The organism is Phocaeicola plebeius, from assembly GCF_003437535.1.
Classification (GTDB): Bacteria; Bacteroidota; Bacteroidia; order Bacteroidales; family Bacteroidaceae; genus Phocaeicola; species Phocaeicola plebeius_A.
Genome location: NZ_QSQT01000007.1, coordinates 14,811 through 28,768, shown reverse-complemented (window position 1 = coordinate 28,768; position 13,958 = coordinate 14,811). Strand labels below are relative to the sequence as shown.

Annotated in this window: 13 protein-coding genes and 6 tRNA genes; 7 read left to right on the top strand and 12 right to left on the bottom strand. The window is 45.2% G+C overall.

Going from position 1 to position 13,958, the window contains the following annotated elements:
- The first annotated feature begins 2 nt into the window (after positions 1-2).
- Together DXD04_RS04840 and DXD04_RS04835 are read left to right on the top strand one after the other, a co-directional pair.
- Entirely contained in the window at positions 3-2,531 is a 2,529-nt protein-coding gene (locus DXD04_RS04840; protein WP_117671359.1) for a hybrid sensor histidine kinase/response regulator, read from the top strand.
- A 40-nt stretch (positions 2,532-2,571) separates the two neighbouring features.
- Entirely contained in the window at positions 2,572-3,924 is a 1,353-nt protein-coding gene (locus DXD04_RS04835; RefSeq protein WP_117671357.1) for a sigma-54-dependent transcriptional regulator, read from the top strand.
- 291 nt (positions 3,925-4,215) lie between these two features.
- On the opposite strand, the gene DXD04_RS04830 is transcribed toward DXD04_RS04835, so the two are convergent.
- From DXD04_RS04830 to DXD04_RS04820, 3 genes are all read right to left on the bottom strand, one after another.
- Positions 4,216-4,887, bottom strand: coding sequence for an RluA family pseudouridine synthase (locus DXD04_RS04830; RefSeq protein ID WP_117671355.1), 672 nt, complete (start codon positions 4,885-4,887; stop codon positions 4,216-4,218).
- Positions 4,888-4,969: 82 nt separating this feature from the next.
- Positions 4,970-5,716, bottom strand: coding sequence for a 3-oxoacyl-[acyl-carrier-protein] reductase (gene fabG / locus DXD04_RS04825; protein ID WP_022053454.1), 747 nt, complete (start codon positions 5,714-5,716; stop codon positions 4,970-4,972).
- A 16-nt stretch (positions 5,717-5,732) separates the two neighbouring features.
- Positions 5,733-6,341: a TetR/AcrR family transcriptional regulator gene (locus tag DXD04_RS04820; RefSeq protein ID WP_117671353.1), complete on the bottom strand. Its 609-nt coding sequence runs from the start codon at positions 6,339-6,341 to the stop codon at positions 5,733-5,735.
- Positions 6,342-6,580: 239 nt separating this feature from the next.
- Between DXD04_RS04820 and DXD04_RS04815 the strand changes: the two genes are divergently transcribed.
- The 3 genes from DXD04_RS04815 (at position 6,581) to cysK (ending at position 7,802) form a co-directional block, all read left to right on the top strand.
- Positions 6,581-6,653: transfer RNA gene (locus tag DXD04_RS04815), tRNA-Met, on the top strand.
- Positions 6,654-6,668: 15 nt separating this feature from the next.
- Positions 6,669-6,741 (top strand) — tRNA-Met (locus tag DXD04_RS04810).
- Positions 6,742-6,854: 113 nt separating this feature from the next.
- Entirely contained in the window at positions 6,855-7,802 is a 948-nt protein-coding gene (gene cysK / locus DXD04_RS04805) for a cysteine synthase A (RefSeq protein ID WP_117671351.1), read from the top strand.
- 5 nt (positions 7,803-7,807) lie between these two features.
- On the opposite strand, the gene DXD04_RS04800 is transcribed toward cysK, so the two are convergent.
- From DXD04_RS04800 to DXD04_RS04780, 5 genes are all read right to left on the bottom strand, one after another.
- Entirely contained in the window at positions 7,808-8,449 is a 642-nt protein-coding gene (locus DXD04_RS04800) for a helix-turn-helix transcriptional regulator (protein WP_117671349.1), read from the bottom strand.
- Positions 8,450-8,501: 52 nt separating this feature from the next.
- A tRNA-Val gene (locus DXD04_RS04795) sits at positions 8,502-8,576 on the bottom strand.
- A 33-nt stretch (positions 8,577-8,609) separates the two neighbouring features.
- Positions 8,610-8,684 (bottom strand) — tRNA-Val (locus DXD04_RS04790).
- Between the two features lie 33 nt (positions 8,685-8,717).
- Positions 8,718-8,792 (bottom strand) — tRNA-Val (locus tag DXD04_RS04785).
- Positions 8,793-8,831: 39 nt separating this feature from the next.
- Positions 8,832-8,906 (bottom strand) — tRNA-Val (locus tag DXD04_RS04780).
- 205 nt (positions 8,907-9,111) lie between these two features.
- Between DXD04_RS04780 and folP the strand changes: the two genes are divergently transcribed.
- Together folP and cdaA are read left to right on the top strand one after the other, a co-directional pair.
- Positions 9,112-9,960 (top strand): dihydropteroate synthase, encoded by an 849-nt coding sequence (gene folP / locus DXD04_RS04775; RefSeq protein ID WP_117671486.1) that lies wholly within the window; start codon positions 9,112-9,114, stop codon positions 9,958-9,960.
- Between the two features lie 32 nt (positions 9,961-9,992).
- Entirely contained in the window at positions 9,993-10,772 is a 780-nt protein-coding gene (gene cdaA / locus DXD04_RS04770; RefSeq protein ID WP_007558067.1) for a diadenylate cyclase CdaA, read from the top strand.
- A 2-nt stretch (positions 10,773-10,774) separates the two neighbouring features.
- Here cdaA and DXD04_RS04765 read toward each other — a convergent pair whose 3' ends face one another.
- The 4 genes from DXD04_RS04765 to DXD04_RS04750 form a co-directional block, all read right to left on the bottom strand.
- Positions 10,775-11,800 (bottom strand): GNAT family N-acetyltransferase, encoded by a 1,026-nt coding sequence (locus tag DXD04_RS04765; RefSeq protein WP_117671347.1) that lies wholly within the window; start codon positions 11,798-11,800, stop codon positions 10,775-10,777.
- Entirely contained in the window at positions 11,797-12,690 is an 894-nt protein-coding gene (locus DXD04_RS04760) for a DUF2156 domain-containing protein (protein ID WP_117671345.1), read from the bottom strand. Before DXD04_RS04760 ends, DXD04_RS04765 begins: the two co-directional genes overlap by 4 nt.
- Before the next feature lie 95 nt (positions 12,691-12,785).
- Positions 12,786-13,481: an LrgB family protein gene (locus DXD04_RS04755; RefSeq protein WP_117671343.1), complete on the bottom strand. Its 696-nt coding sequence runs from the start codon at positions 13,479-13,481 to the stop codon at positions 12,786-12,788.
- Positions 13,462-13,812: a CidA/LrgA family protein gene (locus DXD04_RS04750; RefSeq protein ID WP_022053109.1), complete on the bottom strand. Its 351-nt coding sequence runs from the start codon at positions 13,810-13,812 to the stop codon at positions 13,462-13,464. Before DXD04_RS04750 ends, DXD04_RS04755 begins: the two co-directional genes overlap by 20 nt.
- Between the last annotated feature and the right edge of the window lie 146 nt (positions 13,813-13,958).

The window sequence follows — 13,958 nt, the reverse complement described above, 5'->3', positions numbered from 1 at the left end:
CCATGTTCTCCACTTCTTTCAAAATCGTTATCGGCTACATATTGCTGGTGGGGCTTCTGATAGGAGCTTTTACTTATACCATGCAGCAGATGAACCTGCTGACTACTCCTACCAGCCTGAGAGACCAGCTCGACCACCGGCGCCACATCACTCACCGTATCATCAGCCAGCTGTATGACGCGGAAAGTATCGGGCAGACACTCCGCACCGGAAATCTGAACGAGTATTATCACTACCTGAAGGCGATGAAAGAAGTGAACGCTTCGATTGATACACTGGAAACGATTCTGACGGACACCCTGCAGCAAGCCCGTCTGGACACCGTAAGGACCTTGTTGCAGAACAAGCAATGGAACATGTATGCGGTGCTGGAAGCCATGCGGAATACACCGACCGACCAGATTTATCAGGAGCAGCTTGACAGCCTGATAGCTCAGCAGGATTCTTTGCTCAGTACGCCGCATATACGCAGAAAAGTCATTACGCACCATAACTCCTACACCATCCATCACAAAAAGAAAGGATTCTTCAAAAGGCTGGCTGACGTATTCGCACCCGGGAAAGAAGATTCCACCCAGGTGAGCAACGTGATTCAGGAGGAATACACGGATACACTGGATGAAGTGTACAGTCCGATAGATACCATCAGCAGCATGATTACAGGTATTCAGCACAAGGTATTTCAGACCCGCCAAAAGGAAACCGAGATGCTGAACACTCGCATCAGCAGCCTGCGCGTCATTGGAAGCGGACTGAGCCAGCGTGTCAACCAGTTGCTGGAAAACATTGAACACGATGAACAGGAAGCCGCCCGCACCAAACTGATGCAGGAGGAAGAGATACGGAAAGAAGCTGCTGAAACCATGGCCAAGATTGCCATTGCCGCCTTTGTGCTGGTACTGGTATTCTCCATTGTCATTGCACGCGACATCACTCGCAACAACCATTACCGACGGGAACTGGAAAAAGCGAAGTCGTATGCCGAGAACTTGCTGATAGCCCGTGAAAAGTTGATGCTGACCATCACCCATGACATCAAGGCCCCCGCCGGCTCCATCATCGGCTACATCGACCTGCTCATCCGCCTGGTGAACGACCGGCGACAGCAGTTTTATTTATCGAACATGAAAAGTTCGGCACAACATCTGCTGGCACTCGTCACTTCCCTGCTGGATTACCACCGCCTGGAAGCAGGTAAGATGGACTTACATCCGGTAGCTTTCAATCCGCACGAATTGCTGACAGATATTTATAACAGTTTCCTGCCCTTAGCAGAAAAGAAGCAACTGCAACTGGATTTCAAGGAAAAACTTCCGGAAACTCTCACCCTGGAAGGAGACCCGTTCCGCATACGCCAGATTGTGGAGAACCTGCTATCGAATGCCCTGAAATTTACAGCTGCAGGAGGTATTACCCTACAGGCAGAATACCACGGCAATCAGTTCGTGTTCAGCATATCCGATACCGGATGCGGCATGACAGCCAGTGAGCAGGAACGCATATTCAAAGAGTTCACCCGCCTGAGCAGTGCACAAGGACAGGAAGGATTCGGACTGGGATTGTCCATCACTCGCAAACTGGTAGAACTTCTGTTAGGAAGAATAGACATCGAAAGTGCTCCCGGAAAAGGTAGTACGTTCAAGGTATCCATGCCTTTACCTTCCATTTCACCCAAACCAGCTCCCGACACAAAGGAACCGGCCATTACTCTTCCTAAAATCCATCTGCGAATTGCCATCATCGATGACGACCGGATACAAATGCATTTGACGGAAGCCATGCTGCATAATGCGGAAGAAGAAGTGAAAGACCTCAAAGTAGAAACGGTATGCTGTGAACAGCCGGAAGAGCTTATCGAACAGCTCAAGAGCCGTACGTTCGATCTGGTATTCACGGATATTCAAATGCCTGCCATGAACGGATTTGAACTGCTTCATCACCTTCGCAGCCAGGATTTTGCCCAGGCCCAGTCTATTCCGGTCATTGCCATCACAGCCCGAGGGGATATGAATGAGAATGACTTCCTGCAGAAAGGGTTTGCCGGCATGTTGCAGAAACCTTTCAACCAGTCGGAACTGAAGAAGGTGGTAAAAAATGCACTGACCCACCTCACCGTATCGGACAATATTCCTGACACCTTGCCAGTTCAGAAGGAAACCCACGAAACTTCGCCACACACAGACCAGCCTTATAACTTTTCTCCGCTGACGGCTTTCTCGGAGGATGACCCGGAAGCTGCCAAAGAGATTCTGCGCACCTTTGCACAGGAAACACAGAAAAATATGGAGAAGTTACAGACTGCCATCAGTAACAAAGATATGGAAGCCTTGTGTGCCACCGCCCACAAAATGCTGCCTACCTTCCTGATGATTGAAGCACAAAAGGCCATTCCTCTGTTGAAATGGCTGGAGCAGCAACGCGGCACACAGACCTATACCCCGGAAGCAGAACAAGCGGCAGAAACCGTGATTGCAGAAACAAAGCAGGTGCTTGCATGCAAAATATTAAAGGACATAGAAGGGGTATCGTAAAAAATAGTATCTTTGTAAAATCAATTAAACAAAAAATCACATGGTTCCGTCTATTTTAATCGTTGAGGATGATTTGACTTTTTCTACCATGCTAAAGACATGGCTGGGGAAAAAGGGGTTCGAAGTGGAGACTGCAAGTACGCAGGCTAAAGCACGCAAGCAAATTGGCACGCGCGACTTCGACCTTATCTTGTCTGATTTGCGTCTTCCCGACCAGGACGGACTAAGCTTGTTGTCATGGCTTCGTGAACAGGGGAATCAGGTGCCTTTCATCATCATGACCAGCTATGCGGAAATTCAAAGTGCCGTACGTGCCATGAAGGAAGGAGCCACTGATTATATTTCGAAACCGGTACAACCTGACGAATTACTGAAAAAAATCAAAGAGGCTATTCATCAGGAGAAAACTCCTGCAGAAAGCGGAAAAGAAAAAAACGCTGCACAAACAGCTCATGGTTTTCTGGAAGGAGAAAGTGAAGAGGCCCGGAAATTATACAACTACGTAGGACTGGTAGCTCCTACACAAATGTCAGTACTGATTAACGGAGCCAGTGGAACCGGAAAAGAATATGTGGCTCATCGCATTCATCAGTTGAGCAAACGTTCGGAAAAGCCCTTCATCGCCATTGACTGCGGTTCCATACCTAAGGACCTGGCGGCTTCTGAATTCTTTGGTCATGTGAAAGGCTCATTTACCGGTGCCTTGAATGACAAGGCCGGTGCATTTGAAGAGGCCAATGGAGGTACATTATTTTTGGATGAAATCGGAAACCTCAGCTACGAAGTGCAGGTACAATTGTTGCGTGCTTTGCAAGAACGTCGTATCCGCCGAATTGGCTCTACAAAAGAAATTGAGGTGGATGTTCGTCTTATCAGCGCCACAAACGAAAATCTGAAAGAGGCCATTGCAAAAGGGAATTTCCGGGAAGATTTATATCACCGTATCAATGAATTTACGCTACAGATGCCTTCCTTGAAAGAGCGTCCGGAAGACATTCTGCTGTTTGCCAACTTCTTTCTGGACCAGGCCAACCATGAGCTGGAACGTACATTGATAGGATTCGATGCAGAAGCCAGCGAAGCCATGCAGAAATATCCATGGCCGGGCAACCTGCGCCAGCTGAAGAATGTGGTCAAACGGGCTACCTTGCTGGCTCAAGGTGAATTTATCACGGCTAAAGATTTAGGAGAAGAAATAAACGAGCGGAAAACGGTGTGCGAAAATCCGGAAATGGAGGAAACTTTCGCCCTGCACGACGAGGAAACCGAAAAGCACCGGATTTTAAAAGCCCTGCAGCAAACCGGAAATAACAAGACCAAAGCGGCTACATTATTGGGTATTGACCGGAAAACATTATACAATAAATTAAAACTCTACCACATTCCACAATAAACGTGTGGAATTTTTCCACACGTTCCACAATTATTCCACAGCGTTCTGTATAAAAATCCCTTCTATAAGGCATTCTACGAGTTTGGCACGGGTTTTGTCTGTTTATTTACAGATAAACAAAGACAATGAACAACCAAAACAAACTAGGCTAAACCCAACCCCATAGAATAAAGTTCAGAGATTGTTTACCTCATTTAATTGAATTCTCAATTATATACAATCTCAGATAAAATGAAGATGCCTATGTGTTAAAAGAAGGGGACGCTGTGAAGCGTTTCCTTCTTATCTTTTTTATTCCATACCGAAACCATTCCACAGATTGCCTGCAGGAAGAGGGGCTACCAAATCTATCGGCTCTTTGGATACCGGATGAATAAAGCGTACCCTGCGGGCATGCAAGCAGATACTTCCATCCGGATTGGAGCGTGGAAAACCGTATTTCAAATCGCCTTTAATAGGGCATCCCATCTTTGCCAGCTGACAGCGTATCTGATGATGGCGTCCGGTCTTCAAATCTACTTCCAACAGAAAATAGTTTTCTGAATGACCTATCAAACGATAATTCAGTACAGCCTTCTTGGAGTTTTTCACTTCCTTATCGTAGGCGTACGACTTATTCTGCTTTTCGTTTCTGACCAGATAGTGCACCAGTTCTCCTTCTGCCTCCTTAGGCTGTTGTTTCACAATGGCCCAATACGTTTTCTTTACTTCACCATTACGGAACATCTCGTTCAGACGGCTCAATGCCTTACTGGTCTTGGCAAATACCACCAGTCCGCTTACCGGACGGTCCAGTCGGTGAGTGACTCCCAAAAACACGTTTCCCGGTTTGGCATATTTCTCTTTCAGATATTGCTTCACGGTCTCCGACAAGGGAATATCGCCGGTCTTATCGCCCTGTACTATTTCTGAAGCAGTCTTGTTGACTACTATGATGTGATTATCTTCGTAAACTACTGTCATACACAAAAAAATGAAGAACAGAGAATACTGAAGAAAACTCTCCCCTATTCCCCATTCTTCACTCTATACTAACATTATTATATTACATGTTCATACCACCGTCAACCTGGATGACCTGTCCTGATACGTATGAAGACATGTCAGAAGCCAGGAACAGAGCGATGTTGGCTACATCTTCCGGTGTACCGCCACGACGCAAAGGAATACGTTTGTTCCATTCAGCCTTCACTTCGTCAGACAACTTAGCTGTCATTTCTGTAATGATGAAGCCCGGAGCAATGGCATTGGCACGGATACCGCGAGAACCCAATTCCTGTGCGATAGACTTAGCCAGACCAATCATACCAGCCTTAGAAGCTGAATAGTTGCACTGTCCTGCATTACCGTGTACACCTACTACTGAAGCCATGTTGATGATGCTTCCCTGTTTCTGACGCATCATAATCGGTGTACATGCATGGATGAAGTTGAAGGCAGATTTCAGGTTGACTGCAATCACAGCATCCCACTGTCCTTCGCTCATACGCATCATCAGACCGTCTTTTGTAATACCTGCATTGTTCACCAGAATATCAACAGAACCAAAGTCTTTGTGAATCTGTTCTACCACCTTTGCAGTATCTTCAAAGCTTGCTGCATTTGAAGCGTATCCTTTTACTTTTACGCCATAAGCCGCAATTTCCTTTTCTGTATTCTGGCCGTTTTCATCAATAACCAAATCCGTAAAGGCAATGTTTGCTCCTTCTGCAGCAAACTTCAATGCAATGGCTTTACCAATACCACGTGCAGCACCGGTAACAATAGCCGTCTTTCCAGTTAATAATCCCATTTTCTTTATTTTTTAATTAAACGATATGATTATTTTCTTTTTTCTTGCACCCTAATGCGCCATACACAATCTTGGCTACATAGCGCCAGCCCGTTTCATCGTCCAGCTCTTCGCCTATCTGACCGCGAATATAAGGCACTTCAATTCCTTTTATGCAATAATGCAAAATATCAGCTGTAATCTCTACATTGTCAATATCGAAAAGATTCTGTTCCTTTCCTTCATGCAGTACGCGGCGAAACAACGCTGTCTCCTTCCGGTCGAACTCCTTTCGCATGGCTTCTACCCTCCAAATATCCCGAAAGAAATCGGCTCTCAACGTTCCATTACGGTATACCACCATTTTTATCGCATCCAGATGAGTCATAATCAGTTCCAGAATCTTTTTATCCGGAGATACCGGCTTGCTTGCCGCCTTCTCCATCTGAGTGGAAAGCATCTCCAGTTCCGACTCTACCACAGCCATGTAAATCTGTTCCTTACTCTTAAAGTAAGTGTACAACGTCCGTCTTCCTTTCTTTGAAGCTTGGGCAATGTCATTCATCGTGGTATCTTCCACCCCCTTCTTCGCAAAAAGTTGTCGGGCAACGTCTACCAACTTGGCTCTCGTCTTTAATACTGTCATCTTTCCTTATTGCACAACTGATAAAAATCTGAGCAAAAGTACTGTTTTTCTTCATACTACACAAATATAAGGTGTCAAATTCATCTGAAAAGCCCTTACCTCTCTTTAGATTCTTCAATTATATGACTTAAAGCCTTTATTATTCTAAATAAAAGCAAACCTTTCTATATTTTTCGCATAAACATTTGTTTATATGGATTTATCTCCGTACCTTTGCACCGCATTTAAGAAATAAATATCGCGGAGTGGAGCAGTTGGTAGCTCGTTGGGCTCATAACCCAAAGGTCGTCTGTTCGAGTCAGGCCTCCGCAACTACAAATAAAACATCGCGGAGTGGAGCAGTTGGTAGCTCGTTGGGCTCATAACCCAAAGGTCGTCTGTTCGAGTCAGGCCTCCGCAACTACGAGAGAAACTTCAGGTTTCTCTTTTTTTATGCCGTAATATACCCTAAAAAGGGTATTGCCTCCCCCCTCTTTTCCCTTTACCTTTGCCCAAAAGAAAAAGAAAATAATTATGGCACAGGTAAAAAAACAACTTACAGAACTTATCGGACATACTCCCCTACTGGAACTTGAACGTTTAGAAAAGGCTCATAATACCCAAGCACGTATTATCGCCAAGTTAGAGTACTTCAATCCCGGCGGCAGCGTAAAAGACCGCATCGCATTGGCCATGATTGAAGATGCGGAAAAAAGAGGTGTCTTGAAAGAAGGAGCCACTATCATTGAGCCCACCAGCGGAAATACCGGCGTAGGCCTGGCATGGGTAGCCAGCGTAAAAGGCTACAAAACCATACTCACCATGCCGGAAACCATGAGTATAGAACGTCAAAACCTACTGAAGGCGTTGGGAGCTCAACTTGTCCTCACCCCAGGAAGCAAAGGAATGAGCGGAGCCATTGAAAAAGCCAACGAGCTGAGAGACAATACACCTGGAGCGGTCATCCTGCAACAGTTTGAGAATCCCGCAAATCCTCGCGCACATGTACATACCACCGCACAGGAAATATGGGAAGACATGGACGGAAAAGTAGATGTATTCATCGCCGGAGTAGGCACAGGGGGAACATTAAGCGGAGTAGGCGAAGGTTTGAAACAGCATAATCCACAAATTGAGATTATCGGTGTAGAACCGGATTCATCCGCCGTTCTCTCAGGCGAGAAACCCGGTATGCACAAGATACAAGGTATCGGAGCCGGATTTATCCCCAAAACATTCAACCGCAATGTAGTAGACAGAATCATCCGCGTAACCGACGATGACGCCATCCGCACAGGAAGAGAACTTTCTCTCAAAGAAGGGCTGTTAACGGGTATTTCCGCAGGAGCAGCCACCTATGCTGCCCTGCAAGTAGCTTCACAACCAGAATATGCCGGAAAGAATATCGTAGTACTGCTTCCTGACACCGGTGAACGGTATTTATCTACAGCACTATTCGCTTTTGAAGAATACCCTCTTTAACAAAATCAAATACAATATTCTACCGTATTGACAATTCCCGCACGGAGCGCATAACGAATCGCTTCGTGCGCATTGTTTACTTCCAGTTTCCGGAAAATATTCTTACGATGGGTCGCCACCGTATATACACTCAAAAAACGCTCTGCTGCAATCTCTTTTGTACTCTTCCCCAGCGCCATAGCTCGTAGAATTTCTTTCTCCGTTTGCGTCAGTGGAGCCATTCTATTTTGCTTCTTTCCTTCCTCACGAAGCAAATCCTTCGCCTTACCACAAACAAACTGACACCCTCCATTCACATCACGCAGACATTGATTTACTTCCGCCAACGGCGCATCCTTCATCAACACATGAAATGACGAGCCCGCAAGCAGCATTCTACGCACAAAATCACGTCCCAGCTGATCACTAAACAATACAAAGTCAGCCTTCGGAAAACGCTCATGCAATACCAGCAGCTGTTCCACCGAACAATCAAGCAAAGTATAATCCAGCACCACACATGCTTCAGGATACTCAGCCAACGATTCCGCCAAGGACTTCCAATCCAAAGCCTCCACATAAACACATACCGGATACAATCCGGCAGCAATAGCCTTCATGCCATAGCGAGTCACATCTTGATTATCTGCCAGAATTAATATTTGCATATAAGAAAAGTATTAAAAAAAAGAAAGCTCCGCAAAATTGCGAAGCTTGAAGTGGGCGTTGACGGATTCGAACCGCCGACCCTCTGCTTGTAAGGCAGATGCTCTGAACCAGCTGAGCTAAACGCCCAATAGGGGGAAAGTTGACAATTATATTTCGGTGTGGGCGTTGACGGATTCGAACCGCCGACCCTCTGCTTGTAAGGCAGATGCTCTGAACCAGCTGAGCTAAACGCCCAATAGGGGAAAAGTTGACAATTATATTTCGGTGTGGGCGTTGACGGATTCGAACCGCCGACCCTCTGCTTGTAAGGCAGATGCTCTGAACCAGCTGAGCTAAACGCCCCAAAAAGAAAAAGCAATGATTTACGAGAAATTCGTTGAGTGGGCGTTGACGGATTCGAACCGCCGACCCTCTGCTTGTAAGGCAGATGCTCTGAACCAGCTGAGCTAAACGCCCGATAGTCTCGTTCTCAATTGCGGTTGCAAAGGTACAACTAAATTTGTAATCTGCAAACTTTTGAGTTGTTTTTTTGCCAAAAAGTGAAAAAAGAGCACATTGAAGGGGGTAAAAATCTATCCAACAAGGAAAATTCGCAAGAAAGAACCCACACAAATCAAATTATTGTACGTAACTTTGCAAGGCTAAAATGAAGGAAAAACAAATGGAAGAAACGTTTGCAAAATACATCAACGTCAACGGAGAACTGATGGATTTATCCCGCCCTCAGGTGATGGGTATTCTGAATGTAACCCCCGACTCTTTTTATGCCGACAGCCGTAAACAAGCGGAAGAGGATATTGTCAGCAGGGTACACCAGATTATAGAAGAGGGAGGACGCATCATTGACATTGGTGCCTATTCTTCACGTCCGGATGCCGAAGATGTATCTCCGGAAGAAGAGATGAAACGGCTGAAACACGGTTTACAGGTTATCCAAAGAGAATTCCCTGATGCCATTGTTTCTGTCGACACTTTCCGTGCCGATGTAGCCCGGATGTGCGTAGAAGAATACGGTACGGCAATTATCAATGACATTTCTGCCGGCGACTTGGATGCAAACATGTTTTCTACTGTGGCAAAATTGAAAGTGCCCTACATCATGATGCACATGCAGGGAAATCCACAAAACATGCAAAAGAATCCGCACTACCAGCATCCGGTTAAAGAAATCATCCTTTATTTTGCTGAAAAAATCGAGAAGCTCCGGGCTGCAGGTGTAAAAGACCTTATTATAGATCCAGGATTTGGTTTCGGAAAAACACTGGAACATAATTATGAAATACTGAACAAACTGGAAGAGTTCTCCATATTCCAACTTCCGATACTTGTAGGAGTATCCCGCAAATCAATGATTTATAAATTATTGGGAGGAGGAGCTGAAAATGCCCTGAACGGGACAACTGCCGTACACGCTATTGCCTTGATGAAAGGTGCCAACCTGCTCAGGGTACATGACGTAAAAGCAGCCGTAGAAACCGTCCGGATTTTCAATGCCATGCAAAACCAATGATTTAAGACACGAACTTCAACATACTTTTAATTATGCCTTTCGACATCTACATACTCAGTTTCAAAGATATACTCGACATTCTGCTGGTAGCCTTTCTGTTATACAAGTCCTACAAGCTGATGAAGTCGTCGGGCTCCATTAATATCTTCATCGGTATCCTGGTATTCATTATCATTTGGGTAATCGTGTCACAGGTACTCCAAATGAGACTATTAGGTTCTATTTTCGACAAACTGGTGAGTGTAGGAGTTATCGCACTTATTGTCTTGTTCCAGGACGAGATACGCCATTTCCTATTGTCATTAGGTTCCAGACACCGCAGCAACAGCCTGTTCCGTTTCCTGAAAGGCAACAAAAAGACGGACACAGAAAAAGAAGACATCATGCCTATCGTGATGGCCTGCCTGAATATGAGTAAGGGTAAGGTAGGAGCACTGATTGTGATAGAAAAGGATTTCCCGTTGGATGACATTGTCCGTACAGGCGACCTGATTGATGCCAATATCAACCAGCGTCTCATTGAGAATATCTTCTTCAAGAACAGCCCATTGCACGATGGAGCTATGATCATCAGCCACAAACGAATAAAAGCAGCCGGATGCATTCTTCCAGTTTCACACAACCTGGAAATCCCTAAAGAATTAGGACTTCGCCATCGTGCAGCCTTGGGTGTATCACAAGAAACCGATGCCATGGCCATTATTGTATCCGAAGAAACTGGCGGCATTTCCATTGCCTACCACGGACAGTTCCATTTGAAGCTAACGGCAGAAGAACTGGAACGTATGCTGACAGCCGACAACCGGATGTAACTTCAATCCAACATCAGATTCATGTAGGGGAATTTCCCATCAAACAGTTGTCGGGTAAGTTCATTGATAGAAACCACTTGATAAGTCTGCCCTTTCAATTCACCTCTGGAATACATGCCTCCTTCCAAGTTATGCCAACCATTATTTTGCGGAAGAGCCTCATCCCCTTCTACTTTAAAATAATGGTTTCCAGTCCATATTCCTGCCAATAATCTGAACAAAGCCTCTACATGAATGATTCTTGCCATCCCTAGCTCATAAGGCTGACCATCAGAAAAAGAATAGCATTCCAATTCCATCAAGCCGTAATGAGAAGACAATCCACGCAGCATAGCTTGTTCAACGGTCTTATCCCTGCATACCACTTCCTTGATTATCAGTTTTTCCTCTTCCGGCAAACAGAAGCAAAGTCCCTGCAGTTCATCTTCCTCTACAGCACCCCACAACTGACCTCCCGACAAAAGTAAATCCGCCAATATGATGTGGAAATCTTCCCAATTATGCTGTATGCAGTTTTCACAATCAGACTGAAAAAGGTCATAAAAACGGAAAGCATCCCCGCATAAGGCACTTCCTGGAGGGATTTCAACCAGTTTCCACCGATTTGAAAAGTTTTCAACAGGTAAACAAGAAGCTGTTAATAACTTTTTTCTACGTTGAAAACAAAGGGTATATCCCGAACGGGCATAGTAACCTTTCAGCCAATCCTCTGCAGGTATCAAAGTAGAAAACAGCACCCCTTCCCGAAACATGCTCTGATGAGCCTGGGCCAGCAATTTTCGCATCACTCCCCGCTCCCGATATGCCGGATGTGTACAAGCTCCTGAAATATAGGCAACCGGCACATTCATGCCTTCATACGTCAACCGATACGGAATACGTTGCAAAGCAGCTATTACCTGCCCGTCCGATTCCATATACTCATTCAGGGAATCAGCATAGCGGCAACCGAAATAAAGATCCATGAACGCTTCCGAGTCATGAAAGCAAGTTGCCCATAACATTCTGACCTGCTCTTTCACACTCATTTCAACTCCGCCATGTATTTTTCAAGAATCACTTCCGGCTGATAAGAAAGCTTGGCTTTCCGGAGCCCTTCCAATCCCAAGTCTTCCTCCCGGTTGATATAGATGTACTGCGAAGGAATATGATTGGCAAACTCATAATTAATCATGGCGTACGCTCCTTCCACAGCCGTATTTGCTTTTTCCACACAGGTATCGAAAGTCGTTTGGTTAATGGGTGCCCCAAAAGTAAAGGCCACAATCTCATCCTCCACATAAAGCACTCCTCCAATCACGTCCAATTGCTCCAAATGCTGCAAGGCAGCTGTCATGGAGCAACGTTCGTTCTCCAAGGCCTGATTCTCCGCGCAATTGTTCGCCCGGCACCACTGAGTCTCCAGCTCCAGACATGCGGGAATCAAATCGGAAGTCAAAGGTTTATATGTATAATTCGGATAATTACTCCTGAACTTATTCAGATGATTTCGTTTGGGCTGAAACTTTTTCCCTTTCAATGTAGACAAGTCGGAACGCAGATAAATGTAATCAGCATAATCCCGGTCGGATACAAAATTAAACCGATCCGGGAAAGCATTTTCCAGCTCTGCACGCATATTGGCACACACACCCAACAAACGGAAAAGAGCCCCTTGACTTTTTGCATCTTCCATCAACGCCTCAATCACCGGACGAATATCACTTCCTTCACCTACAGGCATCATATAGGCCAGCTGTCCGTCTGCATAGAAACGAAACAGTAAAAAGCCATCCATTTCCGCAATCTCCGTCTGATACAGGAAACGCCAGCTGTACAGGTTCACAAACGACAAATCACAATTACGCCGTGGACTGCACAACGTATATTTCTGCACAGTTTCCTTATCACTCAGGTCTATCGGTTTAAATGCTATCATATAGGTGTTTCTTTTTTGTTTCGAACAAATACTTACATCTGAAGAAAATAACAAATCAGCCGGTCATTCAGTTCATTCCGTACAAGGACAAAATCTTAATACAATCCTAAGATATGCAAAATTGTAGGCGAAAGCAAAGCGGTAAGAATTCCGTTCAAGGTCAATCCCAGACTTGCGTACGCACCATACTTGCCACTCACTTCCATGGCACGTGAAGTACCGACTGCATGGCCGGCTGTCCCCATGGACAATCCCTGTGCAATCGGGCTAGCTACACGCCCTACCTGAAGCAGTTTAAATCCGCAGATAGCTCCAAACAATCCGACCACAATAACCACAGCAGCCGTCAGTGAAGGAATCCCTCCTACCGCATTCGATACCTCCATGGCAATCGGAGTAGTCACAGACTTTGGAGCCAATGACATAATCACTTCCGGAGAGGCCCCCATCAATTTGGCAATAATCGTCACCGAAACCAGCCCGACCACACAACCGGCCAACTGCGAAATCAGAATCGGCATCAGCTGTTTCTTTATCATGCGCAACTGCAGGTACAAAGGTACCCCCAATGCCACGACGGCCGGCTTCAACCAAAATTCTACCAACGAACCAGCCTCAGAGTAAGTCTCATAAGAAACTCCCGTGAACTGAAGAAAACAAATCAACATGGCTATTGCCACAAGGATAGGATTCAACAGCACCCATCCAGTTTTTTTCTGCAACAATTTTGACAAAAAGAAAAAGCCAAACGTAATGGCCAGCAGAAAAAATTTATTTTCGAAAAAATCCATACTTACGAACTAATTGATGTACCCAACCTGTTACTACTAAAACCAAAATCGTGCTGACCAGCGTCGCAATTACAATCGGCCAGAACTGCGCCGTAATCACATCGAAATAGAGCATCAACGCCACTCCTGACGGCACAAAGAAAAATCCTAAATTTGCTACCAGAAAATTTGTAAGCCCCTGCACCCACTCCAGTTTTATCCAGCCCAGCTGAAGAAACAAAGTCAGCAACAGCATACCAATGATGCTCGAAGGAAGCTTAATACCCGTCAAATAAACAATCAGTTCACCTAACGCCAGACATCCAAAAAGAATAGAACACTGTCGAATCATAATACCTTTTATTTTATCTTGAAAACCGGTGCAAAAATACATAATCAGAAAAAACAATCTCCTTCTAAGCCGCTTTTTATTCAAATCTACAAGGGATGGAAAGGTTTTTGCATACTTTAAAGCAAAAAAAAACGCTTTTTGCAAAC

Excerpts from the sequence above, each read along its gene's own strand:
- DXD04_RS04835 (WP_117671357.1), top strand. The coding sequence starts at position 2,572 with ATGGTTCCGTCTATTTTAATCGTTGAGGATGATTTGACTTTTTCTACC.
- DXD04_RS04760 (WP_117671345.1), bottom strand. The coding sequence starts at position 12,690 with ATGATAGCATTTAAACCGATAGACCTGAGTGATAAGGAAACTGTGCAG.
- cdaA (WP_007558067.1), top strand. The coding sequence starts at position 9,993 with ATGCCTTTCGACATCTACATACTCAGTTTCAAAGATATACTCGACATT.
- DXD04_RS04820 (WP_117671353.1), bottom strand. The coding sequence starts at position 6,341 with ATGACAGTATTAAAGACGAGAGCCAAGTTGGTAGACGTTGCCCGACAA.
- DXD04_RS04840 (WP_117671359.1), top strand. The coding sequence starts at position 3 with ATGTTCTCCACTTCTTTCAAAATCGTTATCGGCTACATATTGCTGGTG.
- DXD04_RS04750 (WP_022053109.1), bottom strand. The coding sequence starts at position 13,812 with ATGATTCGACAGTGTTCTATTCTTTTTGGATGTCTGGCGTTAGGTGAA.
- DXD04_RS04830 (WP_117671355.1), bottom strand. The coding sequence starts at position 4,887 with ATGACAGTAGTTTACGAAGATAATCACATCATAGTAGTCAACAAGACT.
- DXD04_RS04765 (WP_117671347.1), bottom strand. The coding sequence starts at position 11,800 with ATGAGTGTGAAAGAGCAGGTCAGAATGTTATGGGCAACTTGCTTTCAT.
- DXD04_RS04755 (WP_117671343.1), bottom strand. The coding sequence starts at position 13,481 with ATGGATTTTTTCGAAAATAAATTTTTTCTGCTGGCCATTACGTTTGGC.
- folP (WP_117671486.1), top strand. The coding sequence starts at position 9,112 with ATGGAAGAAACGTTTGCAAAATACATCAACGTCAACGGAGAACTGATG.
- cysK (WP_117671351.1), top strand. The coding sequence starts at position 6,855 with ATGGCACAGGTAAAAAAACAACTTACAGAACTTATCGGACATACTCCC.
- DXD04_RS04800 (WP_117671349.1), bottom strand. The coding sequence starts at position 8,449 with ATGCAAATATTAATTCTGGCAGATAATCAAGATGTGACTCGCTATGGC.
- fabG (WP_022053454.1), bottom strand. The coding sequence starts at position 5,716 with ATGGGATTATTAACTGGAAAGACGGCTATTGTTACCGGTGCTGCACGT.